Raw genomic sequence first — 25232 nt, 5'->3', positions numbered from 1 at the left:
GCGGGCAGCGGGCAGCGGGCACAGGATCAACCATGCCCGCGGCCGGGACAAGCCCTCAGACGGTTGCCAGCATTCCCTTTTCGCGGGCCAACTCGGTCATCCGCTTCTGGAGCTTCTCGAAGGCGCGAACCTCGATCTGCCGGATACGCTCCCGGCTCACGTCATACTGGCCGGAGAGATCCTCCAGCGTCACCGGCGCTTCGGACAGCCGGCGCTGGACGAGAATGTCCTTCTCCCGGTCATTCAGCACGCCCATCGCTTCCTCAAGCAGTTCGCGTCGGGCCTCCAGTTCATCGCGTTCGGCAAAGTCGGAAGCCTGATCGGCATCCTCATCCTCCAGCCAGTCCTGCCACTGCGTCGCACTGTCACCTTCGGAACCGATCATGGCGTTGAGCGAGGCATCGCTGCCGGAAAGACGACGGTTCATCGCGATGACCTCATCCTCCGTCACGTTGAGGTCATGGGCGATCTGCTTCACATTCTCCGGCCGCAGGTCCCCCTCCTCAAGCGCGCCGATGCGGGCCTTGGCCTTGCGCAGATTGAAGAAGAGCTTCTTCTGCGCCGAAGTGGTGCCGAGCTTCACAAGGCTCCAGGACCGCAGGATGTATTCCTGAATGCTCGCGCGGATCCACCACATCGCATAGGTGGCGAGGCGGAAGCCCTTCTCCGGCTCGAACCTTTTCACCGCCTGCATGAGACCCACATTCGCTTCCGAGATCACCTCGGCCTGCGGCAGGCCATAGCCGCGATACCCCATGGCGATCTTTGCCGCGAGGCGCAGGTGGGATGTGACAAGCTTATGGGCGGCGCCAGCGTCCTGATGATCCACCCAACGCTTGGCGAGCATGTATTCCTCATTGGGATCCAGCATGGGAAACTTGCGGATCTCCTGAAGGTAGCGGTTCAGCCCCTGCTCCGGGCTGGGGGCCGGAAGATTGGTATAGGTTGCCATCGCATCTCCCTTCTTGCCCCTGTCGGGCGGGTTCCGTCCGGGGGCAGCAAGATATGGTTACCGGGCCCGTCATGTTCAAGACCCCGCTTCACTTGCCCTATTAACGCAGGAAGGTTGGCGTTTCGTTCCAAAAGCAGCGATGTTTCGCGAGTCTCACGCCGATGTGCGCAGCGTTACAGCACCGGCCCGAGCGTCGCCATGGCGCTGTTGAGCAGACGGCGCGGCAGCGACCATGCCCGAACCTCCTCCAAGGTAAGGCGGTTGCAGTCCGCAAGCCAGTCTTCCTGCCGCGCGCGGAGCGCCAGGTTCAGGTCGGGCGAGAAGACCAGAACATTGTTCTCATAGTTGAGGTCGAGGCTGCGGCGATCCATGTTCGCCGATCCGACCAGCACCGCGTCATCGTCGATGGCCATCGTCTTGGCGTGCAAAAGCCCGCTGCGGTATTCGTAGATCTCGATACCGGATTCCAGCAACGCCTCATAGTAGCTCTGACTGGCCCAGGCCACGAAGCGGCTGTCGTTGCGCGCGGGGAACAGAATACGGACCCGCACTCCGCGCATGGCGGCGGAGCAAAGCTCATCCTGCAGCGGTTCGTTGGGCACGTAATAGGGCGTGGTGATTGTCAGGTCCCGCTGTGCCGCGCCGATGGCAAGCTGAAAGCTGTCGGAGACCGCGTGCGGATTGATGCGCGGCCCCGTGCCATAGGCGATCGCCACCTCCTCTCCTTGCGGGGGCGGCAAGGGCGCGGACAGGAGCGGTGACAGATCCTCTCCCATATGGGTCAACCAGTCCGCCGCGAAGATCATCTGAAGCTGCCGCGCCACCGGGCCTGCTCCACGAAAGAACACGTCCACCCAGGGCGCATAGCGCGGCTTCACACGGAAGGCCGCGTCGGCACAGTTCTGACTGCCGAACCAGCACACATCACCGTCGATCACCGCCACCTTGCGGTGGTCGCGCACGTCGATGCGGGAAATGAACATGCGAAGAAGCGGTTGCGATGTGGGAAAGGCGACGCCCATCGTCGCGCCGGCCTTCTCCATCCTGCTCCAGACCGCGGAGGACAGCATGGCGCGGGAGCCGAAAGCATCCACCATGACGCGGCAGGTCACACCGCGACGCGCGGCGCGCTCCACGGCCTCGGCGACCCGGAGCCCATTGTTGTCGGTCAGCCAGATGTAGAACATCAGATGCACATGGTCCGTCGCCCCGTCGATGTCGGAGACGAGACCCGCGACCGCATCATCACTGTCGCGGGTCAGCAGGATGCTGTTGCCGCCAACCGCCTGAAAGCCGTTCACCGCACTCACCCGCTGAAAGCTGGAGACGAGCCGTTCGGGCAGCACCGGTGGCGGATCGGGCGGTGGCATCTTGGGTAGAACCCGGATGGCGTGTTCCATCCGGGCCAGAGTCTCCCGCCGGATCGTCACTTCTCCGAAGAAGAAATAAAGCACCATGCCCAGCAGGGGCACGGTACCGACGACCATGATCCAGGCGAGCCGGGCAGCCGGTTGCCTGTCCTTGCGGATCAGGACACGGGCAATGACTGCCGCCTGAGCGAGAAAAAGCAGGATGAGGGGGAAATAGCTCTGCATGTCACTCCCCATGTCATTCCGCGCGGTTCTTTGAATATATGGCGTGGCCGGGGATGGTGGCCAGCCATACCCACGCGATGACGAAGCGGCAGTCTCACTTCACGGTGTGACCTTGCCGACCGGCGCGAAGACGCAGGACAGGTGGCGACCGGCAGCAGTGTTCGAGGCAGCATCCTCCCTTGAGCAAAAGCGCAGCGGGTGGTGCGAACGCGTGGTCAGCCGCGCAGGAGGGCAACCAAAGTTGCCATATCTTCCGGCAGCGGCGATTCGAAGGCAAGCTCCTCGCCGGTTACGGGATGCGTGAAGCCCAGCGTCGCCGCGTGGAGCGCCTGCCGCGGAAAGGCATCCACTGCTGCAGCGATCTCGGGCCCCAGCGCGCGCGCAGAAGCCTTGCGCCGCCCGCCATAGACCGGGTCTCCGACCAGCCCGTGCCCCGCATGGGCCAGATGAACGCGGATCTGATGGGTCCGCCCGGTCTCCAGCCAGCAATCCATGAGCCCGATGACGGGCGGCTGGCCAAAACGCTCCTCCAACCGGGCGCGCGTCACCGCATGGCGGCCGCCGGTGAAGGTCACGGCCTGACGCTGACGGTCGGTGCGGTGGCGGTCGATGCCGGTCACGATGCGCAGGATGCCCCCCGGCTCGAACCCCACGCCCCGCACGCCCCGGAGCCGCGGATCGGCCGCGTCGGGAACTCCATGAACCAGCGCGCGGTAATGGCGGTGGACGGTATGCGCCTCGAACTGCCGGGCAAGGCCGTGATGTGCGCGGTCGGTCTTGGCGACGACGAGCAGGCCGGATGTCTCCTTGTCGATCCGGTGGACGATCCCGGGACGCCGCGCGCCCCCGATGCCGGAGAGGCTGTCACCGCAATGGTGGAGCAGCGCGTTCACCAGCGTCCCGGAAACGGAGCCGGGCGCGGGGTGGACGACCATGCCCGCGGGCTTGTCCACCACGATCAGGTCATCGTCCTCCCATACCACGACGAGGGGGATCGCCTCCGGCAGCGTCTCCAGCTCCTCCGGCGGGTCGAGCAGGATGGTGATCTCCTCTCCCGCCGCCACGCGGGCGGAGATGTCGGTCAGCGCCTCCTCCCCGCGCCGCACGGCGCCGGCGGCAATGAGCCGCGCGAGGCGGGAGCGCGACAGCGCCTCCCCCTCTGGCACGTCGCGGGCGAGCGCCTTATCAAGGCGCGCGGGGGGCTCCTCTCCGATCAGAACCGAGAGAACCCTGCCCGATGGCGCTGAACTGGAGGCCGACATGGATGATGCTCCCCCCCCGGAGGCGCTGCCCCCGAGCCTGCGTTTCCTGAAACTGCTGGTCACCGTGCTGACGGCGACGCTGATTATCGGCGTCATAACGATCGTCGCGCTGCTTGTCACCCGCCTGCCACGCGCCGCCGCACCGCTGCCGCTGCCGGAGACGGTCACCCTCCCCGATGGAACGACCCCGATCGCCTTCACGCAAGGGACGGACTGGTATGCGGTCGTGACGGCAGAGAACGAAATTCTGATCTTCGACCGTGCGACAGGCGCCCTGCGGCAACGGGTGGAGATCCGGCCCTAGCCACAGGACCGGCTCTGGCGCACAAAAATCCTGCACAAGCGAAAGTGAAGATCCGCCGCCCCACCATCTTTGACGTTGAGTTTCCGGGCAGAGACTGCTCCCTTGGTAAAAAAGACAAGCGGGGATGGTAGCCATGCGACGCGGACTTCCGGCACTTCTGGCGGCGACCCTCACGGTGAGTCTCGCGGTGATCCTGACAGGGGGCATCGCCAGCGCAGGAACGCCCTTCACCATAACGACGGGGGAGGAAGGCGGCAGCTACTACCCCATCGGCCAGACCATCGCCACCGCCGTCTCCGGCCCTGAGACGGAGGCCGACTGCCCCGACCCGATGGATTGCGGCGTTCCGGGGACAAGCGTCGAGGCAACGACCTCCACCGGATCGGTCGCGAATGTGGAGGCGCTGGCCAGCGGCAAGGCGAATTCCGGCATCGTGCAGTCCGACGTGGCAACTTGGGCGGAAACGGGCACCGGGCTGTGGGAGGGGCGGCAGGCGGCCACGAACCTTCGCGCCATTGCCACGCTGCACAGCGAAAGCATCCATCTCGTCACCCGCGCCGACAGCGGCATCCGCTCTCCCGCGGATTTGAAGGGCCGCCGGGTTTCGCCGGGCGAATCCGGCTCGGGAACGGCCTTTGACGCGCAACTGGTGCTTTCCGCATGGAATGTCCCGCAGGAGGAGGTCACACTCACGCCCATGGCCGCGCGGGATGCCGCCGCGCAACTGGCGGCCGGGGAACTCGACGCCTTCTTTTTCGTCGGCGGCTTTCCCGCGCCCTTCATCGCGGCACTGGCGGAAAAGACGCCGCTGGCGCTCGTCCCGCTGGAAGGGTTTCCGGCCGAGGCATTGGCCGTCGATCTCGGTTTTCTGGGAGAGGGGGTGATCCCGGGTGGCACCTATGCGGGTGTCGAGGAGGATACCCCCACCCTCGCCCTCGGCGCGGTCTGGGTCACGCGGGCCGAGGAGCCGGAGGAACTGGTCTATGCCCTGACCCGCGCGCTCTGGAACGACAGGACAAGGACCGCCCTGGACAAGGGTCCGCCGCAGGGTGCCGACATCTCCATCGAAACCGCGCTCGACATGCTTCAGATCCCGCTTCACCCCGGAGCGGAGCGGTATTACCGGGAAGCGGGTCTGCTGGAATAGGAGGCGGCCCGCCGCCTCTGCCGCGGAGAGGGAAAGCCTGGCGGCCCGGCAAGAGAAATGCATCGTTCCGGCGATACGCCCCGCCACGATCTAACAGGCTGTCGGCAAAGGTTTTCAGTTCTGCGCTGGAGCGCAAAATCTGACGAAATCCAGCCGGAGATCTGAACATTTCGTGTCATTCCCGGGCCGATTTCCAATTTCCCGCCTATGGGTGCGGCGCTCCCGACCTTTTCGCCAGCCTGCCAGGTCAGTAAAGCCGCCCCCCGAGCGGCACGTCCTGATCCGGGGCGATCAGCACCACGCCGCCCGTGCCATCGGGCACACCCAGCACCAGAACCTCCGACATGACCTTGCCGATCTGGCGGGGTGGAAAGTTGACCACGGCCATCACCCTGCGGCCCAGCAGCGATTGCGGCGTATAGTGATCGGTAATCTGCGCGGAGGAGCGTTTCTCGCCGATCTCCGGCCCAAGATCGACCCAGAGCTTGATGGCGGGCTTGCGCGCCTCCGGGTAAGGCTCGGCCCGGACGATCCGGCCCACGCGGATATCCACCTTTGCAAAATCATCCCAGCCGATCTCCGGCGCCCTCCCGCCGCTCATCGGGACAGCTCGCGGGAGCGGTCGGCGGCGGCTTTCACCGCGCGGCGAAGGAGCGGCGGGAACCCGGCCTCCTCATCCATGAGCACCTGAAGCGCGGCGGCGGTGGTGCCGTTCGGGCTGGTGACATTGATGCGAAGCTGGGAGGGCGCCTCGCCGCTTTCGATGGCCAGCGCACCTGCGCCCGCGACGGTCACCTTGGCAAGCCGCAAGGCAAGCTCGGGCGGAAGGCCCTCTGCCTCCCCCGCCGCCGCCAGCGCCTCGATCAGGTGGAACACATAGGCAGGGCCGGAACCGGAGACGGCAGTGACCGCATCCATCTGGCCTTCCTCCTGCAGCCGCACGGTTTCGCCAACGGCGGAGAGCAGGCTTTCGGCCAGCGCAAGGTGTGTCTCCGTCGCCGCCCCGTTGCCGATCAGCGCGGTGATCCCCCGCCCGATGGCGGCCGGTGTATTCGGCATCGCCCGGATGATCGGCGTCGCCGCGCCCAGCACGCTTTCATAATGGCTGATGGGCGTGCCCGCCGCGACGGAGACGAACAACGTCTCCCCTCCCCCAAGCGGCTTCAGGACGGGCAGTGCCTCCGCCATCATCTGCGGCTTTACGGCAATGAGCACGATGGCCGGCGCGGGCGGCAGGTCACTCCCCAGATGGACGCCCGTCTCCTTCAGCCAGTCGGAGGGGCGCGGGTCGATGACCGTTACACCCGACGGCGCCAACCCGCGGTCCAGCCAGCCTTCCAGCATCGCAGAACCCATCTTGCCGCATCCGAGCAGCACGAGGCCGCGCGCCGAAAGCTCATCCATCTTCATTCCGCCGTCTCCATCAGTCAGACGGCGCAGAGACTAGGCGCGACCGTAAGCCTCGGCAATGGCGACCTGCAGGGCCTCCTTCGCGCTGCGGTCGCCCCAACCCACAAGCTGGAACGCCGGATAGTAACGCTCCGCCGCCAGCACGGACGTGGCGATCATCCTGTCGATCTGTTCGGGCCCCGCCACCTGCCCGCCGGTCAGCACGAGCCCGTAGCGCCAGACCATCAGCCGCTGCTCCGCCCAATAGGCGAAGGCGCCCGTCCAGCATTGATCGTTCACGCGGTTCAACAGGTCGTGCAGATCCGCGGACCGGCCCTCCGGCGGATCCATCTCGAAGGTGCAGAGCAGGCGCAGCACCTCATCCTGCGGGGACCAGGCGAGCGTGATGGAATAGCTCCGCCACTGCCCCTCCACCGTCATGGCGATCTGATCCTCCGCCACACGCTCGAAATCCCAGTCGCGGTATTCGGCCAACGTTTCCACGATGTCGATCGGGTGGATTTCCGTGCTGTCGATGAAGTCCTCGGATAGCGACATGGCCCGACCTCTCTTGATTGGCCTTGGGGAAGAGACCCCACAAGACGCTGGGTGTCCGACAAGAAGGAGCGGGGAAGCCTGCTCTTTCTACCAGATATGGTGCGGTCAATGACCCATTCTGTAAAGCGATATTTCGGTGACAGTCGTGGATGAACCGCAAAATCCTGTGGGTAAGGCTATGGATAGGCAGAGGTGGAAAGAGGGAGGAAAAATACCCCCGGACGGGTGCCGGAATCCGGCCGGTCGAGGGGAATCGCCCCTCAGACCATGAAGCCGTCATGAAGCCGGCCCAGCGCTTCTCCTGTGGCAGAAAAAGCCGGGCATCGGCCCGGGCCTACGCCGAAAGCCAGAAAACCGGTCCGGTCACGCGCCGAAACCTGCGGTTTCCGGGGCGCGCCCTTCAACAATGAGGGGAAGATTTCCGCCGCAGGGGAAACCCGGCATGTTTTCTGGCAGGCTGCTGGGAGCGGCTTCCGCCATGCCACCGCGATCTTGCAGGAGTGCCGTCGCCGACGTTCTGTCAGAAAGGGCGCGCCTCACAACATGGCTGCCCGATCGGTCAATGTCGCAATGCAGGAAGGGGATGTGTTCGCAAAGCTGCGAACTGCATCGCAGGGCCACCAGCCGGAAGTTGGCCAGGGTATTGTACATCGGTCAGACCTTCGCCGCCGATGAATTCCGTGGGAAAGGACGCCGAACCGCCTCCTCATGCCCGCAAGGCCACGCGCCGCGGGCGCGTGACATCAGCATTCCGCAACGGCGGCGGTCAGGCGTCCGGCGCGCCGGTGTTCGGAGGCAGTTCAGGCTCCGCACGTTCGGCCGCCTCCGCGAAGCGGGCCTCCAGAGCGTCGAGCCGCGCCTTGAGCGTCGCGTTTTCCTCGCGCGCCTTCTGAGCCATGGCGCGGACCGCGTCGAATTCTTCCCGCGTCACGAGATCACGATCGGCAAGGAAACGATCAACCCAGCCCTTCATGGCTGTCTCGGCCTCCGACCGCGCGCCCTGCGCCACGCCCATGGCGTTGGTCATGAGCTGCGACAGATCGTCGAAAATGCGGTTACGGGTCTGCATCCGGGCCTCCTTGACAGGTTTCCCTTATATGGACGCGCGCGCGCCATGCACAAGCCATGCGCCGACGATAGCCCCGCCACCCCGCCGATCCGGCGGCGAAGCCACGCATGTCGCGCGCGTCACCTTGACTTGCCGCGGACAAGCGGGAAGGAAGGCCGTCATGCAGGCCGTGCTCCCCTTCCCCGACATTTCACCGGAGATCTTCTCCGTTACCATTGGCGGTTTCAGCTTCGCGCTCCGCTGGTACGCCCTTGCCTATATCGCAGGGCTCCTGATCGGATGGCGGATGATCGTCGCGCTGGTCCGCAGACCCGGCCTCTGGCCACACGATACCGCACCGATGACGGCGGAGCAGGTGGAGCGGCTGCTCACATGGATCATCTTCGGCGTGCTGCTGGGCGGGCGGCTTGGCTTCGTGCTGTTCTACCAGCCGGGCTATTATCTGGCGCATCCGGCGGAGATCCTGCGCGTGTGGGAGGGGGGCATGTCCTTCCACGGCGGGCTGATCGGCGTGACGCTGGCTGCGCTCTTGTTTGCGCTGAAGGAAAAGGTGCCGCCGCTGTCGCTCGGCGATGCGCTGGCCGTTGCGACGCCTCCCGGGCTGATGCTCGGGCGGATCGCCAACTTCATCAATGCCGAGCTTTGGGGTCGCCCCTCCGACCTGCCGTGGGCGGTGATTTTTCCCGGTGCCGCCGCGCAGGACTGTCCCGGCTGGAGCCTGCCCTGTGCCCGCCACCCCTCGCAGCTCTATGAGGCGCTGATGGAGGGCGCGATCCTTGGCGCGCTGCTGCTGTGGCTTGCCTGGCGCAAGGGCTGGCTCAAGGCGCCGGGACGGCTGATGGGCGTCTTTGCGGTGGGCTACGGCATCGCGCGGTTCATCGTGGAATTCGTCCGTGTGGCGGATCATCAGTTCATCGGCCCGGGCAACCCGCTGGGCCATGCGGTTCAGTTCGGCGGCGGCTGGGGACTTTCCATGGGGCAGCTTCTGTCGCTGCCGATGATCGCGCTCGGCCTGCTGCTCATCCTCCGGGCACGGGCGCGGTGACGCCGCTCGGCCGGAGGATCGCGCTCAGGATCGCCCGGACGGGGCCAATAACACTTGCCGATTACATGGCCGAATGCCTGCTCGACCCGCAATACGGCTATTATACCACCCGCGACCCGCTGGGCCGGGGCGGCGACTTCGTGACCGCGCCGGAGATCAGCCAGATGTTCGGAGAACTGCTGGGCCTGTGGCTGGCGCAGTGCTGGCTGGATCAGGGCGCGCCCGCTCCCTTCGCATTGGCGGAGCTCGGGCCGGGGCGGGGCACGCTGATGGCCGATGTCCTCCGCGCGACGCGGGGCGTGCCGGGCCTGCACGAGGCGATGCGTGTCTGCCTGATGGAGGCATCCCCCACACTCCGCGCGGCCCAGGCGGCAGCGCTGGCCGGCTACGACCCCCAATGGCACGACAGTGTGGCGACGCTTCCCGAACTGCCGCTCTTCCTGCTGGCCAACGAGTTTCTGGATGCTCTCCCCATCCGTCAGTTCCACCGCCACGCCGCAGGCTGGCAGGAGGTGATGGTGACGGAGGAGGACGGCCGCCTCGCCTTTGCCCTCTCCCCGCCCATCCACGTCTCTCTGCTGGCTGACCGGATCGCGGATACGCGGCCCGGCGATATCGTCGAGCTCTGCCCGGCGCTCCGCACTGTTGTGGGAGAGGTGGGCGCACGGCTGTACCGGCATGGCGGCGCAGCGCTTTTCGTGGATTACGGCGGCTGGCATTCGCGGGGGGACACGCTGCAGGCCGTGCGGAACCACGGCTTCACCGACCCGCTCGCCGAACCCGGTCTGGCAGACCTGACGGCACATGTGGATTTTGAGGCCGTGGCCCGCGCCGCGCCGCCCGCCCGTGCGACCGGAATGGTTGAGCAAGGCGCGTTTCTCGAACGGCTCGGCCTTCATGCGCGTGCCCGACAACTCGCGCAGGGGATGAGCGGAGATGCCCTCCTCATCCACCGGGCGGCAACGGAGCGCTTGACCGCAGCCGATGCGATGGGAACTGTGTTCAAAGCTCTCGCCCTCTATCCCCAGACTGCCCCCCTACCCCCCGGATTTGCCGCATGACGCTCGACCCGATCACCTCTCCTGCCCTCGCCCCCCTCAGGCACGGCTTCTTCACCCGGAAGGGAGGCGCGTCATCCGGCATCTTCCACGGGCTGAACTGCGGTCCCGGCTCCAGCGATCTGGCGGAGGTTGTCGCGATCAACAGGGCCCGCGCCGCCAAGGCGCTGGCGCTGCCGGCGCAATCGCTGGTGACGCTGGCGCAGGTGCATTCTCCCGATGTGGTCGTGCTGGACGCGCCGCCGGAGGCGCCGATCCGCGCCGATGGCATGGTGACCCGGACGCCGGGCCTCGCTCTCGGCATCCTCACCGCGGATTGTGAGCCGGTGCTGTTCGCGGACCGGCAGGCGGGCGTGATCGGCGCGGCCCATGCAGGTTGGCGGGGGGCGCTGGAAGGCGTGCTGGAAACGGTGCTCGACCGGATGGAAACGCTGGGTGCCCGGCGGCAGGATACGGTCGCCGTCATCGGCCCAACGATCAGCCAGCGCGCCTACGAGGTCGGCCCGGAGTTCTTCTACACCTTCACCGATGAGGACCGCGCCTATTCCCGCTTCTTCTCGCAGGGAAAGGGCGACAGGATGATGTTCGACCTGCCGGGCTTCGGCCTCCACCGGCTCCGCGAGGCGGGAATCGGTGCGGCGGAATGGACGGGGCATTGCACCTATTCGGACCCGGAACGGTTCTTCTCCTACCGCCGTACCGTCCATGCGGGGGAGGCAGACTACGGCCGCCTCCTCTCCGCCATCCGGCTGTAGCAGGCTGTAGCAGGCTGCTGAAAAGCCTTATGGGTCCGTTTTGAAAGGGAGAGCGTTTACAATCCGGCGGAATCCCGCCGGAAATCTACATGTGTCGGATCATTCCGAGGCCGATTTCCTGTTCCATGAAGCATGGGCATGACGCTTCAGAGCTTTTCAGCAGCCTGTTAGCCGCTCCGCCGGATCACGCGGCCCGCGGCGGCGCAATTCAGGCCAGCCGCTTCAGCCGCTCCTCCAGTACCTCGAAAGGCACGCCCGGTTCGTCCTTCGCACCCCGGATGACCAGTGATGTCTTGACGCTGGCCACGTTCGGCGCGGCGGTCAGATCACCGGTCAGGAAGCGCTGAAAGCTGGTCAGATCGGGAGCCACGCATTTCAGGATGAAGTCGATCTCACCGTTCAGCATGTGGCATTCGCGCACCAGCGGCCAGTCCTGACACTGACGCTCGAAGGACTGCAGGTCCTTCTCCGCCTGGCTCGTCAGGCGCACCATGGCAAAGACCTGCACCTCGAAGCCCAGCATCTGGCCATCCACCTCGGCATGGTAGCCGCGGATAAAGCCCTGTTCCTCAAGCGAACGCACGCGGCGCAGGCAGGGCGGCGCGGAAATGCCGACACGGCGCGCAAGCTCCACGTTCGTCATCCGCCCGTCGGCCTGCAGCTCCGCGAGAATCATCCGGTCAATCTGGTCGAGTTTCTCGCCTGCCATTGGCGGCTCCGCTCCATCTGATGCGTAAAAGGGGAGGCCGGGGCAAGATTGTTGCCCGACGCCGGTGGGGATGTATTCCCCTATGGCGGACAGGGCAAGCCTTCCGGGCAGCGATCGCGCTGCGTCACTCTCCCGCCCGAACGGCGGCTTCCGTCGCGCGCCCGGAACGCTTATATCCCCTATCCGACAAAGATGGAGATCCCCATGGCCGACACCCGTCATACCCGTGTCCTGATCATCGGCTCCGGCCCGGCCGGCTATACCGCCGCGATCTATGCCGCGCGGGCGATGCTGGAACCCGTGGTGATCGAGGGGCTGCAACCCGGCGGCCAGCTCACCATCACCACGGATGTGGAGAACTGGCCCGGCGATACCGCCGTGATGGGGCCGGACCTCATGCTCCGTATGGGCGATCACGCGCGCGAGATGGGCGCGGAAGTGATCCCGGACATGGTGTCGCAGCTCGACCTCCGCTCCCGCCCGTTCCGCGCGGAAACCGACAGCGGGCAGACCTTCACCGCAGACTCGGTGATCCTCGCCACAGGGGCGCAGGCGAAATGGCTCGGCCTGCCGTCGGAGGAGACGTTCAAGGGCTTCGGCGTCTCCGCCTGCGCGACCTGCGACGGCTTCTTCTACCGCGGCAAGCATGTGGTGGTGATCGGCGGCGGCAATACCGCCGTTGAGGAGGCGCTGTTCCTGACGAACTTCGCCAGCAAGGTCACCCTCGTCCATCGCCGCGATTCGCTCAGGGCAGAGCGGATCATGCAGAACCGCCTTTTCGCCAACCCGAAGGTGGAGGTGCTCTGGAACCGTGAGGTGGAAGAGATCCTCGGCACCACGGACCCCCTGGGCGTGACCGGTGTCCGGCTGCGCGACGCGGTGACGGGGGAGGAGCAGACAGTGGCCTGCGACGGCTTCTTCGTGGCGATCGGCCACCACCCTGCCTCGGAACTGGTGAAGGACCAGCTCCGCCTGCATTCGGGCGGCTACGTCTGGGTGGAACCGGGCAGCACGCAGACCTCCATCCCCGGCGTCTTCGCCGCGGGCGACCTGACGGACCACACCTATCGGCAGGCGGTGACCTCGGCCGGCATGGGCTGCATGGCCGCGCTTGATGCGGAGCGCTGGCTCGCGCAGCAGGGCGAGGCGGAGCCGGTCACCCCGGACCTCGGGCTGGGAACCATCTCCAACGACATGCCCGCCGATGTGACGCAAGCAACGGGCAGAGTCGCGCGCCCCGCGGAGTGAGGGCCAGCGCAGGACGAATAGTCCAAAAACAGCGTTGCGCATTTCGGGTTTTGAGAAAATTTTTCTCCCGACCCGGATGGAAAAGGCGGATCATCCGCCTTTTCGCAATCACCCTCGTCTGTCCATGCTTGATCGGAAGGCCAGCACGGCTCTAAAGCCCCGGCACGCCGCGATTTCCCCGCGGCGGGGAAAGCCGAGGGACAGCATGAAAGATCTCGTCGCAGACGCCTCCGTCGCGCGCATTGCCTATCAGGACAACCATTCGCCGATCCGGGAGCTTTATGCCGCTCCAGAGGATGTCCCGGCGCTGAAAGCCCATGCTGCGGGCCTTCTGTCCTGGGATCTGACGCCGCGACAGCTCTGCGATTTGGAGCTTCTGATGAACGGCGGCTTCGCGCCGCTGGAGGGCTTTCTGGACCGCGCCGACTACGACAGCGTGGTGGAGACGATGCGGCTGGCCGATGGCCAGCTCTGGCCGATGCCGGTAACGCTGGATGTGTCTCCGGCCTTTGCGGAGCATATCGCGCAGGGAACGGAAATCGCGCTTCGCGATGCGGAGGGCGTGATCCTCGCCATTCTCAGGGTCAACGACAAATGGTCGCCTGACAAGGTGCGTGAGGCAGAGCATGTCTTCGGCGCGAACGACCCCTCGCACCCGGCTGTCGCCTATCTCCACGATATCGCGGGCGAGGTCTATCTTGGCGGGCAGATCACCGGTCTTCAGGCCCCGGCGCATTACGATTTCCAGTCGCGCCGCAAGTCGCCCAACGAACTCCGCGCCCTGTTCCGGGAACGCGGCTGGAACCGCGTCGTGGCCTTCCAGACGCGCAACCCGCTGCACCGCGCGCACCAGGAACTGACCTTCCGCGCCGCGCGGGAAGCCGGGGCGAACTTGCTGATCCACCCCGTCGTCGGCATGACCAAACCGGGCGACATCGACCATTTCACGCGCGTGCGCTGCTACGAGGCGGTGCTGGACCAATATCCGACGGAAAGCACGGAGCTCAGCCTCCTGAACCTTGCCATGCGAATGGGTGGCCCGCGGGAGGCCGTGTGGCACGGCCTGATCCGCCGCAATCATGGCTGCACGCATTTCATCGTCGGCCGCGACCATGCAGGTCCGGGCAAGAACGGCAAGGGGGAGGATTTCTACGATCCCTATGCCGCACAGGATCTGTTCCGCACCCATGCGGATGAGATCGGCGTGACGCTCGTCGATTTTCGCCAGATGGTCTATGTGGCGGAGCGCGGCCAGTACGAGCCTCGTGACGAGGTGGAGGATGGCGCGACCATCCTCAACATTTCCGGCACCGAACTTCGCCGTCGTCTGCGCGAGGGTCAGGAGATACCGGACTGGTTCTCCTTCCCTTCCGTCGTGACGGAACTGCGCCGGACCTCTCCGCCCCGGTCCAAGCAGGGCTTCGTGGTGTTCATGACCGGGCTTTCCGGCTCGGGCAAATCAACCATCGCAAATGCGCTGCTCGTCAAGCTGATGGAGATCGGCGGGCGGCAGGTGACCCTGCTGGACGGCGATCTGGTGCGCAAGCACCTGTCGTCCGAACTGGGCTTCTCGCGCGAGCATCGGGACATCAACATACGCCGCATCGGGTTTGTGGCCTCGGAAATCGCCAAGAACGGCGGTATCGCCGTCTGCGCCCCGATCGCGCCCTATGCCGCGACGCGGCAGGCCGTGCGGGACATGGTCGAATCGCACGGGACTTTTCTTGAGGTCCATGTCGCGACGAGCCTGGAGGAATGCGAACGGCGCGATCGGAAAGGGCTCTACCAACTCGCCCGCGCCGGAAAGATCGCAGAATTCACCGGGATTTCCGACCCTTATGAGACACCCGGTTCGCCAGACCTTCGGATCGAGACCGAAGGTCGGGACGTCGCCGAATGTGCGTCCCAGATTCTCGAAAAGCTGACGGGTCTGGGTCTTATCCGGCACTGAACAGCCCCGATCGGGGGATGTGGACCCGATTTTCGGGCGGCGCCTTGCCAGCGCCGCCCGTATCCTTTTGGCGGGCGGGTGTTGCACGCCGGACGCATTCTTATGAATTGCTCAATGTCTTGCGCGGACAGTCGGTTTTAGGAACCAACGCGGGAACTCTCCTGCCTGTCTTGGCGTTCCAACTGAAATCCAATGGCGTCATTGACCCGTGGTACAACGAACAAAGGTCGGATCGTGCCAGCTACAACCTCGGAAGCATTCGGCCAGAAGAATTTCATGATCGTCCTTCGGCAGGCACGGACGGCGAGCGGAAAGGATCGCGATGAGCAGCGCGATTAGTGGCAAAATGTTGAGTGGAAAGAATATTCTCATCGTGGAGGACGAAGCCATATTGGCGCTCGACCTCACTTTCGTGATGGAAGACATGGGGGCGAGCGTGATCGGCCCCTGTCACCGCCTCAGACGCGCGCTCGAAGTGCTGGGTCAGGGGCAGATCGACGGCGCCATCCTGGATGTCGATCTGGCAGGGGAAGCGGTGTTTCCGCTGGCCGACGATCTGGTGCTGCGGCACGTTCCCATTGTGTTTCACACCGGTCGGCACAATTCCGGCGAGCTGACACGCCGCTACAAGGGTGCTGCGGTCTGTGCCAAGCCCACGCAGCCCGAGAATGTCGCCCTCACCCTCGCCGCATTGATCGAGAACGACATGGAAATCGCTCCCGGTTCCTCCGGTCATTGAGGGTCCAATAGACAAACGGCCCCCGGGTGCTTGCGGGGGCCGTTGTCATTGTTGATCAGTGCGATTTCAGTGAACGCTCACAGGGGCGAGGTTATTCTCCCGTGCCAGCGCAAAGGCGATGCGGCGATCCCGCACGAGCGCGAGACGCTCGCCGTCCTCATCATAAAGCGCATAGAGCTGTTTTGCGCCCAGCGCCTGTTCCTGGACGATTTCCGGCAGCTCGGACACTTCGACGGGGCGGACATAGACGATGCGTTCCGCGCCAGCTTGGGAAAGTTCAAATTCCGCGTCCATGATGTCCTCCTTCAACTCTTGTTGATTTCGATGGTCCGGACAACCGATTCCGGGCGGCTCCGCGCAAGGTCAAGGTGCAGCAGCCCGTTCTCCAGGCTGGCGCCCCGTACCTCCACGCCCTCGGCAAGGACAAAACTCCTCTGGAACTGTCGGGCGGCTATACCACGATGAAGGAAGACGCGTTCTGCCGGCTCATCGGCCTGACGGCCCCGAATGACGAGCTGGCGGTCTTCCAGCGTTATAGACAGATCCTCATCCCGGAAGCCCGCAACGGCGAGCGTGATCCGGTAGGCGTTCTCACCCGATTGTTCGATGTTGTACGGCGGATAGCCGTCATTGCCGTTTTTCGCCGTCCGCTCCACCAGCCGCTCAAGCTGATCGAAGCCCAGAAGATAGGGGTGGGCGGCAAAAGTCAGTTTCGTCATCGTGGCAAGTCCTTGAAAAGCGACGTTGCTTGGAGTCCCGGAGATCGGCGACCCTCAGGTTTGAATATGGGGCGCACTTTCCGCTCCCGCAAGTGCTGCGGCTTTGCCTTCATGGCTCCGCCCCGCTATATTCGGCCTCCCAGGCCAGTCGCACGGATGTCAGGATGAACGCTCCGCAGGAATTCGAGACGGAAGAAGCCATGCGCATCAGGCTTGAGCTGCTGAAGCGCGAGCACCGCGATCTGGACGCGGCGATCCTCGCACTGGAGGAGACCGGCCGCAGCGATCAGCTTACCCTTCGCCGCCTGAAAAAGCAGAAATTGCTGCTGAAGGACCGCATTCAGCGCTACGAAGACCTGCTTACCCCCGACATCATCGCCTGAAGCCCCCGGGCGAGGTTGCCCGCCGCCACGTGATGGCTATAGTCCCGCGCCATCAGACGGGAGATCGGGATGGACTTTCAGGTCGGCATCATCATGGGCAGCCAGTCGGACTGGCCGACGATGCGCGAAGCGGCGGCGGTGCTGGATGAGCTCGGCGTGGCTTACGAAAAGCGCATCGTTTCGGCACACAGGACGCCCGACCGGCTCTGGGACTATGGTCGCACAGCCGCCTCGCGCGGCTTGAAGGTCATCATCGCGGGTGCAGGCGGCGCCGCGCATCTGCCAGGCATGATGGCGTCCAAGACGCGGGTGCCGGTGATCGGCGTGCCGGTGCAGACGCGGGCGCTCTCGGGCGTGGACAGTCTCTATTCCATCGTGCAGATGCCGAAAGGGTATCCGGTGGCGACCATGGCGATCGGAGCGGCAGGCGCGGCGAATGCCGGCCTTATGGCGGCAGGCATACTGGCGCTCGGCGATGCAGCACTTGCTGCCCGCCTGGACGCCTGGCGAGAGGCACTTTCCGCCTCCATTCCCGAGGAGCCGGTTGATGAGTGACGCACTTCCCCCCGGAGCCGTGATCGGCATTCTTGGCGGCGGTCAGCTTGGCCGCATGCTTTCCGTCGCGGCCGCGCGGCTGGGGCTGCGATGCCATATCTACGACCCCGCGCCGAATCCGCCCGCCGGTCAGGTCGCCGAGCGCGTGACGACCGCCGCCTGGGAAGACCGGCAAGCGCTGGTGGCCTTTGCCGGCTCCGTCGATGTGGTGACCTATGAGTTCGAGAATGTGCCGACCGCCTCTCTCGACACAATCGAGGCTATCCGCCCGATCCGCCCCGGCCGCCGGGCCTTGGCCATCAGCCAGGACCGCATCGCGGAAAAGGACTTCCTGACATCTCTGGGCCTCGTCACCGCGCCCTACCGTCGTGTCACGACGCGGGACGATCTGACGCAGGCGCTGGCGGAAATCGGCACTCCTGCGATCCTGAAGACAACCCGCCTCGGCTATGACGGCAAGGGGCAGGCCCGCATCCGCAACCCGGAGGAGGCCGATCATGCCTTTACCGCCATGGCAGGGGCGGAGGCCGTGCTGGAAGGTTTCGTCAGTTTCAGCCGGGAGGTGTCGGTCATTGCCGCGCGTGGGCTCGACGGTTCGGTCGCCGCCTACGATCCGGGGGAAAATGTCCACCGGGACGGGATATTGCACACCACCCGCGTCCCCGCCACCCTCAGCCCGGCGCAGAGAAGCGACGCCGTTCTGGTTGCGGCGCGTATCCTGAATGCCCTCGACTACGTGGGCGTGATCGGCGTGGAACTGTTCGTCACCGAAGCCGGGCTGCTGGTGAACGAGATCGCCCCCCGCGTCCACAATTCCGGCCACTGGACGCAGAACGGCTGCGTCATCGATCAGTTCGAGCAGCACATCCGCGCCGTCGCGGGCTGGCCGCTGGGCGATGGGCACCGGATCGCGGATGTGGAGATGGAGAACCTGATCGGCGACGATGTGCTGCGCGTCCCCGACCTTTCCCGGCAGGCCAATACCGCGCTGCATCTCTACGGCAAGTCCGAGGCGCGGCCGGGTCGCAAGATGGGGCATGTGAACAGGATCATTCCGGCGGGGCGCTGAACAGCCCGCCCGGGCCGGTGGTGAGGCTGCGGAGCGCCGCGCTGCCGGTCATTGCATGATCGAAGGCGCCGGTTTCAAGGAACCGTATCGTCTCGGCGATCACCAGCGGGTTGTTCATCATGAATGTATGCGTGACGTGCAGCACGATATGATCGGTCATACCTGCCACCTTTGTGCTCTCAACCGAAACCTTTCCATCATCCGGCCCCTCTATCAGCGATGAGAAGATCGGATTCAGCGACCGGTTGCCCGCGATGATGCCAAGCGGAAAATCCACCGGCGGCAAGCGGTTCGGCAGGCTCTCCGGGCCGGTTCCGAGCTCCATGCCTGCGGGGCCGTTGATATAGCGGAACAGCTCGAGGCCCGCAAATTCGTCCACAATCTCCGACCCGCCGTTGGGAGGCGCCAGCATCACGACGCGCCCCAGCCGCTCGGGCCGGGACTGCGCGAACCATGCGCGAAGCAGGATACCGCCCATGGAATGGGTGACAAAGCTCACCTCCGCCCCGCCGCAGGCGGCAACCGCGGTATCGACATCACCCAGAAGGGCCTCCACCGGCGCGTCCGTGGAAGGATAGCTGGAATTCACGACGTGGTAGCCGCGATGCTCCAGCGCCTCCTCCATCAACAGAAAAGACGTCTCTGTCCGCGCCAGCCCGTGCAGCAGCACCACGCAGTCACGGTCTCGCCCCGGCTCCTGCGCACCGGCACAGGCGGGGGGCAGCAGACAGAAGACGAGGAGGAGAGGGAATCGCATCCTTCGACGCTAGCAGCGCCGGAATATCTTGGCGACAGTCGTCCGCTCCGGCTGATCCCCGGGCGATCCCAGCCCGCGCCCGACAGTCACCCGATTGGCCTCCAGCGGGCCGAAGTGTCATGCCTGTGCGCCGGAGATTGGAGAATCAGCTCCTGAATGAATGCGAAATGTGCGGCCTTCCGACCGGACGGTGCCAAGTTGCGAACGATTTCCGCTCCAAGGCAGACCTGAAAGCCATTTTCAGCTGCCCACCAGGAGGGGCCGGAACCTAGAAAAGGCTTTGGGATGAAGCAATCTGGTGAGAACGGGAGCACCCCTGCCCCGCTTCCAGAACTTTCTTTGCATCAAACCAAGAAATTTTAACTTGCCCACTCGCAATTATTTCCCCAACACTTATATACGACCGGCATCTATGCTTTTCGAACCTGTTCCTTTCGGCTCAGCTTTCGATTTTCAGCTTTGCCGGGTCGCCGCCTCCTGCGGGCGACATCTATGATAAGGAAGTATTACGATGGCCAATGGCACCGTAAAATGGTTCAACTCCACCAAAGGCTTCGGCTTCATTCAGCCCGAAGGCGGCTCCAAGGACGTGTTCGTCCACATCAGCGCGCTTGAGCGTGCGGGCCTCCGCGGTCTCAATGACGGCCAAGCCGTGACGTTCGATATCGAGCGTGACCGCAATGGTCGCGAATCGGCGACGAACCTCTCGCTGGCCTAAGCGTCCAGTCTCTACCATACCAAGGCGGGACCGGCGACATGCCGATCCCGCACCTTCATGGACTGCCTCGACATCAAGGATGCGGGCGATCCACCTTCCAGAAAGAAGTATATTTTGATCGAAATTAACTGGGGTGAACCCCTGTCTTTTGTCACGTCTCCCGACGGCGACGTGCAGAAATTCAGCACCATCGAACAGGCAAGTTACTGGCTGCGCCGCAAGTGGCCGATATCCGACGACGCGCGCCAGCAGGCTGTCGATCAGCTTGATGCGGCAATGGACTGCATGGTCTCTGTCGGCACGGCGCGTCGCGCGTTCATTGCGGCGGCACGGAGTGCTGGCTTCGTATCGGAAAACCTGGTTGCCGGAGCGCGACGGCACAACGCCTGAGTGAACGTCCGGCTTACTTGACCTTGCGGGGCTTCTCCCGCCCCTTGCCGAGGGTCAGTTGCCAGACTTCGTCTCCCTCGGCCGCTTTCGGTGCCGGGCGCGGGGCGAAGTTCCTGCCTTTTCCCCACTGTGCGTCGTCATAGACATCATCGAAGATCGACTTGCGGGCAACGTGTCGTGCACCTGCCTTCGCGGTCCCTGCCTTCGCGGTCATGAAAAACTCCTGATTTTGCTGGTTGGCGTTGCTCTGGCCGGGGACAAGGCTGGAAACCGGCTACCCTTTCGGCAGTTCGCGTAACGCTTGAACATTAGGGTTACAGGTAGCGCTCCCTGACGAATTGCAACGCACTCCTGTCGATGGGTCCGGGCGGGCTTCAGACAACGCCCGTCCGCCCATAGGGTCATCCGAGCCGGGAGGGGCTGGGCAACTCACATTGCGCTAAGGACCGGCTCCCGTCCGGCGGAGCCGCAAGCGCCACGAGAAGCGCGTTGGACGTGTCGATCAGCGCCTCGAGATGAGTTCTGGCGTCCGGGCTGAGGCCCTCAACCGTCGCCTCGAGAAAGCCCTTCAGGAACTCGTTAATGTTCCGCACATGAAGAATGAGCTGCAAATCCGCGTCGGATTCCATGAATGCACCTGAAAAATACCTGATGCAGCACAGCCCGAACCGGAGCTGTTTGCAATCCAGGCAAACGCATGGGTGCCATGCGTTCTCAATGTGCTGTCGCGGCGGGCAGGGTTTCGTCCCTTTGCCGGGATACCGACGTTCGGACGAATGCCGCAACGACGAGGATACCTCCCGGGCACAATCTCTGCCGGTGATTTCCATCACCCGCAGGTCCGGAAACACAGAGATATGGAAGGGTTAAGCCGCGACCATCGATATCAAGTGCTGACTATCGGCGACCACCGGAGCCCCGTTGGGGGGCTTCTGGTAGCGGAGGAGGGATTTGAACCCCCGACACAAGGATTATGATTCCTCTGCTCTAACCAACTGAGCTACTCCGCCGAAGTGGCGCGTAGGTATTCCAGCCCCGGTGGCGCGTCAAGCCCGGGTGCCGCTTTTTTTGCAGTTCCATGCCGTCGGCGGTATCTTTCCTCCGCCTCACTGCGATATGGCGGGATTTTGCCCGTCGCGACCTTTTCACGGATCGAATCCCGGCCTACAGCGTTAGCCGCCAAAGGGTTCCGCTTTCCGAACCCTGATTTTCATTCGGAGAGATCCCATGCGACTCACGCTAATTGACGGATTTCGCGGGTATTTCCTGCTGTTCATGATGATCGCGCATGTTGCGCCCATCGTGAACGCGCCCATCGGGGTTCTGACCCACCACTCCATCGGCTGGGTGGAGGACGCGCAGGGCTTTGTCTTTGTTTCCGGGCTGGTGGTGGGGCTTGTCTATGGCAAGATCCTCCTCAAGCGCGGGTATGAGACGATGACCAGCAGCATCTGGTCCCGCGTCCGCAAGATATACGCTTATCAGGCCGCGCTGATCGGTGTGTTTCTCGTGGCGGCGCTGGTGTTTGCGGCCTTCGCCGACGTTCCGGCCATCCTGTCCTCCTATGCGCGGGAGCCGGTATTGTTCACGCTTGTCTCGCTGCTGCTCGTCGGTGGTTCGATGCATATGGGCATCCTGCCGATGTATGTGTTCTTCATGATCGCCACGCCTTTCGTGCTCTGGGCCTTCAAGACGGGGCGTGGGCCGGTGGTGCTCATCACATCCGTCCTGCTGTGGCTGGGCGCGCAACTCGGGCTGACGGACATCCTCCAGCCACCGATAGAGGGTGCGCTGCGCGAGATGGGCCACCCGGTCAACATCGGCATCTATTTCGACGTTCTCGGCTGGCAGGTACTGTTCTTTGCGGGGCTTTATCCGGGCTATCTCATGGCGAACAAGACGCTGTCGCTCGAGTTCCTGAAGAAGCCCGCCTATGAGCAGGTGTTCTTCGTCGGACTGGTCGGGTTCACCGCGCTGGCGGTATTCGACATCGCGGTGCGCCAGCACTGGTTCGGGCCGGATTACAGCAACACGCTCTACTGGACGTCCGACAGGGCGATGCTCGCGCCGATCTATGTGGTGGCGTTCTTCCTCGACCTGTTCCTGATCGTCTGGCTGATCTCGGCCGGGCAGGACAGCAGCCTCCGGTGGATCAACAAGGCCTCGGTCTTTGCCAACTGGTTCTTCACCCGGCCCTTCCTGACGACGCTGGGGCGGCACTCGTTGCAGGTGTTCACCATCCACATCCTCGCCGTCTATGTGATCGAGATCTGGGCGGAGGGCCGGGACGTCTCCGCAATGACGGCGAACATCATCGTGCTACTCTCGCCCCTCCCCCTCTACGTCACCGCGTGGATGCATGAGGAGATCAAGCGCAAGCGCGCTGCGGCTGCCGTGGTGTGAGAATGAATGGGCCGCCCTTGCGGCCCGGCAGTCAAAGCGATCAGGGCCGCCCGTAAAGGCGGCCTTTTTCCGTTCAGCCGCGCGTGGCCGCTTCCACCGCGTCGACGACGCCCGAGACGACCGTCTCCGTCAGCGTATCATCCTCGCTCTCGGCCATCACCCGGATCAGGGGCTCCGTGCCGGACTTGCGGATGAGCAGCCGACCACGGCCATTCAATGCGCGTTCCGCCTCCGCGATCGCATCCCGCACGCTTTTGAGGGCAAGCGGCTCCTGCCCCGCCGTGTAGCGGACGTTCCGCAGCAACTGGGGAACGGGCGTGAACTGGCGGGCGAGCACGCTCGCCTTCTCGCCCGTATCCGCCATCGCGGCGAGAAACTGCAGCGCCGCGACCAGCCCGTCCCCCGTGGTGGTGTAGTCGGTCATCACGATATGGCCCGACTGCTCTCCGCCAAGGTTGAAGCCGCCCTCCCGCATCGCCTCGACCACGTAGCGGTCACCGACCGGCGTTCGCTTCAACGCGATGCTCCGGTCCGCGAGGTAGCGCTCCAGCCCGAGGTTCGACATGACCGTCGCCACGAGCGTCTCATGGGCGAGCGTGCCGCGCTCCTGCATCCGCCGGGCCAGCAGCGCCATGATCTGGTCGCCATCGGCAATCGCGCCCTGTTCGTCGATCAGGATCACCCGGTCGGCATCACCGTCAAGCGCAATGCCAAGGTCAGCCCCCTCGGCCAGCACGCGCCGCGCCGCGGTTTCGGGGTGGGTGGAGCCGCAGTTGGCGTTGATGTTGAACCCGTCGGGCGACACCCCGATGGCGATCACCTCCGCCCCCAGCTCCCAGAGCACCTCCGGCGCGGCGCGATAGGCCGCACCATTAGCGCAGTCCACCACGATCTTCAGCCCGTTCAGCCGCCCCCGCCCGGGAAAGGTCGTCTTGGCATATTCCACATAGCGTCCACGCCCGTCGTCGATCCGCTTGGCCCGCCCGATGTTCTGCGGTTTGGCCGGCAGGATTTCCCCCGCCACCATCGCCTCGATCTCCGCCTCGGCCTCATCGGACAGCTTGAAACCGTCAGGGCCGAAGAACTTGATGCCGTTGTCCTGATGCGGGTTGTGGCTGGCGGAAATCATGATCCCGACATCCGCCCGCATGGAGCGGGTGAGGAAGCCCACCGCAGGCGTCGGCACCGGCCCGAGCAGCAGCACGTTCATGCCGGTGGAGGTCAGCCCCGCCGTCAGCGCGTTTTCCAGCATGTAGCCCGACAGACGCGTGTCCTTGCCGATCACCACCTGATGCCGGTTCAGCCCGTCGCGGCGGAAATAACGCCCCGCCGCCGCGCCAAGACGCAAGGCCATTTCGGCGGTCATCGGGTAGGTGTTGGCCTGCCCCCGTACTCCGTCCGTGCCGAAGAGCTTGCGTGTCATTCTTCCGTCTCCCAACCTCTGCCCGTCATGGCGCGCCACAACCGCAGCGCCTGAACCGTCTCGGCCACATCATGCACGCGCAGGATCTGCGCCCCCTGCCCGGCGCAGGCAAGAGCCACGGCGACCGATCCCGGCATGCGCTGGCGAGGCTCTGCCGCACCGCCGATCGTGCCGATGAAGCGCTTGCGCGAGACGCCGAGCAGCAGCCCGCAGCCCAGCCCGTGAAACAGCGACAGCCCCCGCAGCAGCGCGACGTTCTGCTCCGCCGTCTTGGCAAAGCCGATACCCGGGTCCACCACGATCCGGCTGCGCGGAATACCCGCCGCCTCCGCCCGCAGGACGGCGGCCTCCAGCCAGTCATAGACATCGGCAAGCACATCGTCATAGGCGGTCAGGCCATTCATCGTCTCCGGCGTGCCCCGCGAGTGCATGATACAGAGCGCCGCGCCCGTCTCCGCCACCGCAGCCGCCATGCCCGGGTCGAAGTCGAGACCTGTCACGTCGTTGACCAGCGCCACCCCCGCCGCGACCGCGACCCGCGCCACGACCGCCTTCCGCGTATCGATGGAGAGCGGCACCGCCCTCCCGGCGTTCAGGGCGGCGATCACCGGCTCGGTCCGGGCGATCTCCTCCCGCACAGGCACTTCGGGGGCGCCCGGACGGGTCGACTCTCCGCCGATGTCGAGGATCTCCGCCCCGGCGGCGATCATGCTGCGGGCATGGCCCAGCGCGGCGTCCGGGGTATCGTGGCGCCCGCCGTCGGAGAAGCTGTCGGGCGTGACGTTCAGGATCCCCATCACCACCGGATGGTCGAGCTGAAGCCCCCCCACCGGCGCACGCGGTTCTGTAAGCCGTACCCGCATCTCAGACGGCAGATCACGCGCGGGAAGCAGGCTCCTCGGCCCGCCCCGCTCCCACATCTCCACCCGGTCGAACCAGAGCGGGCCGCCCGCCAGCGGCAGCGCCGCCTCCGGCATGGCAGGGTCGCTCATCACAATAGGACGCCAATAAGTCATGCGGTTTCTGTGGCGGAA

The 25232-nt window shown here is 64.9% G+C and carries 30 protein-coding genes and 1 tRNA gene; 14 read left to right on the top strand and 17 right to left on the bottom strand.

All coding sequences use genetic code 11. The features are described 5' to 3' along the window. Window positions 1–55: 55 nt before the first annotated feature. The 3 genes from rpoH to CDV49_RS04460 form a co-directional block, all read right to left on the bottom strand. Entirely contained in the window at window positions 56–952 is an 897-nt protein-coding gene (gene rpoH / locus CDV49_RS04470; protein WP_088214363.1) for an RNA polymerase sigma factor RpoH, read from the bottom strand. A 173-nt stretch (window positions 953–1125) separates the two neighbouring features. Further along, entirely contained in the window at window positions 1126–2547 is a 1422-nt protein-coding gene (locus CDV49_RS04465) for a phospholipase D-like domain-containing protein (RefSeq protein ID WP_088214362.1), read from the bottom strand. Window positions 2548–2762: 215 nt separating this feature from the next. Next, complete coding sequence (locus tag CDV49_RS04460; RefSeq protein WP_088214361.1) at window positions 2763–3809, bottom strand: RluA family pseudouridine synthase; 1047 nt, start codon at window positions 3807–3809, stop codon at window positions 2763–2765. On the opposite strand from CDV49_RS04460, the gene CDV49_RS04455 reads away from it, so the two are divergent. Together CDV49_RS04455 and CDV49_RS04450 are read left to right on the top strand one after the other, a co-directional pair. Beyond that, window positions 3808–4113: a DUF6476 family protein gene (locus CDV49_RS04455; RefSeq protein ID WP_088214360.1), complete on the top strand. Its 306-nt coding sequence runs from the start codon at window positions 3808–3810 to the stop codon at window positions 4111–4113. The genes CDV49_RS04460 and CDV49_RS04455 overlap by 2 nt on opposite strands. 133 nt (window positions 4114–4246) lie before the next feature. Beyond that, window positions 4247–5260: a TAXI family TRAP transporter solute-binding subunit gene (locus tag CDV49_RS04450; RefSeq protein ID WP_088214359.1), complete on the top strand. Its 1014-nt coding sequence runs from the start codon at window positions 4247–4249 to the stop codon at window positions 5258–5260. A gap of 247 nt (window positions 5261–5507) precedes the next feature. Here CDV49_RS04450 and CDV49_RS04445 read toward each other — a convergent pair whose 3' ends face one another. The 5 genes from CDV49_RS04445 to CDV49_RS04430 form a co-directional block, all read right to left on the bottom strand. Beyond that, window positions 5508–5861, bottom strand: coding sequence for a tRNA-binding protein (locus tag CDV49_RS04445; protein ID WP_088214358.1), 354 nt, complete (start codon window positions 5859–5861; stop codon window positions 5508–5510). Further along, complete coding sequence (gene proC / locus CDV49_RS04440; protein WP_088214357.1) at window positions 5858–6670, bottom strand: pyrroline-5-carboxylate reductase; 813 nt, start codon at window positions 6668–6670, stop codon at window positions 5858–5860. The genes CDV49_RS04445 and proC overlap by 4 nt, the downstream gene beginning before the upstream one ends. 33 nt (window positions 6671–6703) lie before the next feature. Then, entirely contained in the window at window positions 6704–7207 is a 504-nt protein-coding gene (locus CDV49_RS04435) for a YbjN domain-containing protein (protein WP_088214356.1), read from the bottom strand. Between the two features lie 363 nt (window positions 7208–7570). Further along, entirely contained in the window at window positions 7571–7858 is a 288-nt protein-coding gene (locus CDV49_RS20080) for a hypothetical protein (protein ID WP_143413118.1), read from the bottom strand. A 115-nt stretch (window positions 7859–7973) separates the two neighbouring features. Next, the gene (locus CDV49_RS04430; RefSeq protein WP_088214355.1) at window positions 7974–8276 is read right to left on the bottom strand and encodes an accessory factor UbiK family protein; all 303 of its coding nucleotides are present in this window, start codon (window positions 8274–8276) and stop codon (window positions 7974–7976) included. Window positions 8277–8436: 160 nt separating this feature from the next. On the opposite strand from CDV49_RS04430, the gene lgt reads away from it, so the two are divergent. The 3 genes from lgt to pgeF are packed head-to-tail and all read left to right on the top strand — an operon-like array spanning window position 8437 to window position 11134. After that, window positions 8437–9321 carry a prolipoprotein diacylglyceryl transferase gene (gene lgt / locus CDV49_RS04425; RefSeq protein WP_088214354.1) on the top strand — a complete coding sequence of 295 codons (885 nt, stop codon included), beginning with the start codon at window positions 8437–8439 and terminating at the stop codon, window positions 9319–9321. After that, entirely contained in the window at window positions 9318–10382 is a 1065-nt protein-coding gene (locus tag CDV49_RS04420) for a class I SAM-dependent methyltransferase (protein WP_256947233.1), read from the top strand. Before lgt ends, CDV49_RS04420 begins: the two co-directional genes overlap by 4 nt. Further along, window positions 10379–11134 carry a peptidoglycan editing factor PgeF gene (pgeF, locus tag CDV49_RS04415; protein ID WP_088214352.1) on the top strand — a complete coding sequence of 252 codons (756 nt, stop codon included), beginning with the start codon at window positions 10379–10381 and terminating at the stop codon, window positions 11132–11134. Before CDV49_RS04420 ends, pgeF begins: the two co-directional genes overlap by 4 nt. Window positions 11135–11342: 208 nt before the next feature. On the opposite strand, the gene CDV49_RS04410 is transcribed toward pgeF, so the two are convergent. Next, complete coding sequence (locus CDV49_RS04410) at window positions 11343–11843, bottom strand: Lrp/AsnC family transcriptional regulator (RefSeq protein ID WP_035744952.1); 501 nt, start codon at window positions 11841–11843, stop codon at window positions 11343–11345. Between the two features lie 204 nt (window positions 11844–12047). Here CDV49_RS04410 and trxB point away from each other — a divergent pair, with 204 nt between their 5' ends. The 3 genes from trxB (at window position 12048) to CDV49_RS04395 (ending at window position 15781) form a co-directional block, all read left to right on the top strand. Continuing rightward, window positions 12048–13091: a thioredoxin-disulfide reductase gene (gene trxB / locus CDV49_RS04405; protein ID WP_088214351.1), complete on the top strand. Its 1044-nt coding sequence runs from the start codon at window positions 12048–12050 to the stop codon at window positions 13089–13091. Between the two features lie 205 nt (window positions 13092–13296). After that, window positions 13297–15042: a bifunctional sulfate adenylyltransferase/adenylylsulfate kinase gene (locus CDV49_RS04400; RefSeq protein ID WP_088214350.1), complete on the top strand. Its 1746-nt coding sequence runs from the start codon at window positions 13297–13299 to the stop codon at window positions 15040–15042. A gap of 322 nt (window positions 15043–15364) precedes the next feature. Then, entirely contained in the window at window positions 15365–15781 is a 417-nt protein-coding gene (locus CDV49_RS04395) for a response regulator (RefSeq protein WP_088214349.1), read from the top strand. A gap of 66 nt (window positions 15782–15847) precedes the next feature. Here the strand turns inward: CDV49_RS04395 and CDV49_RS04390 are convergent, their stop codons facing one another. Together CDV49_RS04390 and CDV49_RS04385 are read right to left on the bottom strand one after the other, a co-directional pair. Further along, the gene (locus tag CDV49_RS04390) at window positions 15848–16075 is read right to left on the bottom strand and encodes a DUF1150 family protein (protein WP_035744949.1); all 228 of its coding nucleotides are present in this window, start codon (window positions 16073–16075) and stop codon (window positions 15848–15850) included. 11 nt (window positions 16076–16086) lie between these two features. Further along, window positions 16087–16500 (bottom strand): Hsp20 family protein, encoded by a 414-nt coding sequence (locus CDV49_RS04385; protein WP_088214348.1) that lies wholly within the window; start codon window positions 16498–16500, stop codon window positions 16087–16089. 164 nt (window positions 16501–16664) lie between these two features. On the opposite strand from CDV49_RS04385, the gene CDV49_RS04380 reads away from it, so the two are divergent. The 3 genes from CDV49_RS04380 (at window position 16665) to CDV49_RS04370 (ending at window position 18507) form a co-directional block, all read left to right on the top strand. Beyond that, complete coding sequence (locus CDV49_RS04380; RefSeq protein ID WP_088214347.1) at window positions 16665–16883, top strand: YdcH family protein; 219 nt, start codon at window positions 16665–16667, stop codon at window positions 16881–16883. Between the two features lie 69 nt (window positions 16884–16952). Further along, window positions 16953–17438 carry a 5-(carboxyamino)imidazole ribonucleotide mutase gene (purE, locus tag CDV49_RS04375; RefSeq protein ID WP_088214346.1) on the top strand — a complete coding sequence of 162 codons (486 nt, stop codon included), beginning with the start codon at window positions 16953–16955 and terminating at the stop codon, window positions 17436–17438. Further along, window positions 17431–18507: a 5-(carboxyamino)imidazole ribonucleotide synthase gene (locus CDV49_RS04370; protein WP_088214345.1), complete on the top strand. Its 1077-nt coding sequence runs from the start codon at window positions 17431–17433 to the stop codon at window positions 18505–18507. The genes purE and CDV49_RS04370 overlap by 8 nt, the downstream gene beginning before the upstream one ends. On the opposite strand, the gene CDV49_RS04365 is transcribed toward CDV49_RS04370, so the two are convergent. Beyond that, window positions 18488–19264, bottom strand: a complete 777-nt coding sequence (locus tag CDV49_RS04365; protein WP_143413117.1) for an alpha/beta fold hydrolase — start codon at window positions 19262–19264, stop codon at window positions 18488–18490. The two genes, CDV49_RS04370 and CDV49_RS04365, sit on opposite strands and share 20 nt — an antisense overlap. 511 nt (window positions 19265–19775) lie before the next feature. Between CDV49_RS04365 and CDV49_RS04360 the strand changes: the two genes are divergently transcribed. Together CDV49_RS04360 and CDV49_RS04355 are read left to right on the top strand one after the other, a co-directional pair. Beyond that, complete coding sequence (locus CDV49_RS04360; protein WP_035713291.1) at window positions 19776–19982, top strand: cold-shock protein; 207 nt, start codon at window positions 19776–19778, stop codon at window positions 19980–19982. A 57-nt stretch (window positions 19983–20039) separates the two neighbouring features. Further along, window positions 20040–20372, top strand: a complete 333-nt coding sequence (locus CDV49_RS04355; protein WP_088214344.1) for a DUF982 domain-containing protein — start codon at window positions 20040–20042, stop codon at window positions 20370–20372. Between the two features lie 13 nt (window positions 20373–20385). Here CDV49_RS04355 and CDV49_RS04350 read toward each other — a convergent pair whose 3' ends face one another. From CDV49_RS04350 to CDV49_RS04340, 3 genes are all read right to left on the bottom strand, one after another. Continuing rightward, window positions 20386–20586 carry a hypothetical protein gene (locus CDV49_RS04350; protein WP_088214343.1) on the bottom strand — a complete coding sequence of 67 codons (201 nt, stop codon included), beginning with the start codon at window positions 20584–20586 and terminating at the stop codon, window positions 20386–20388. A gap of 187 nt (window positions 20587–20773) precedes the next feature. Further along, the gene (locus CDV49_RS04345) at window positions 20774–21001 is read right to left on the bottom strand and encodes a hypothetical protein (RefSeq protein WP_088214342.1); all 228 of its coding nucleotides are present in this window, start codon (window positions 20999–21001) and stop codon (window positions 20774–20776) included. Between the two features lie 304 nt (window positions 21002–21305). Then, window positions 21306–21382: transfer RNA gene (locus CDV49_RS04340), tRNA-Met, on the bottom strand. Window positions 21383–21599: 217 nt separating this feature from the next. On the opposite strand from CDV49_RS04340, the gene opgC reads away from it, so the two are divergent. Then, the gene (opgC, locus tag CDV49_RS04335) at window positions 21600–22775 is read left to right on the top strand and encodes an OpgC domain-containing protein (RefSeq protein ID WP_088214341.1); all 1176 of its coding nucleotides are present in this window, start codon (window positions 21600–21602) and stop codon (window positions 22773–22775) included. A gap of 73 nt (window positions 22776–22848) precedes the next feature. Here the strand turns inward: opgC and glmM are convergent, their stop codons facing one another. Beyond that, window positions 22849–24198, bottom strand: coding sequence for a phosphoglucosamine mutase (gene glmM / locus CDV49_RS04330; RefSeq protein WP_088214340.1), 1350 nt, complete (start codon window positions 24196–24198; stop codon window positions 22849–22851). After that, on the bottom strand, window positions 24195–25214 hold the full coding sequence (folP, locus tag CDV49_RS04325; protein ID WP_088214339.1) for a dihydropteroate synthase: 1020 nt from the start codon (window positions 25212–25214) through the stop codon (window positions 24195–24197). Before folP ends, glmM begins: the two co-directional genes overlap by 4 nt. Between the last annotated feature and the right edge of the window lie 18 nt (window positions 25215–25232).

This window comes from Haematobacter genomosp. 1 (genome assembly GCF_002196855.1).
Taxonomy (GTDB): Bacteria; Pseudomonadota; Alphaproteobacteria; order Rhodobacterales; family Rhodobacteraceae; genus Haematobacter.
This window is presented reverse-complemented; position numbering and strand designations above follow the sequence as displayed.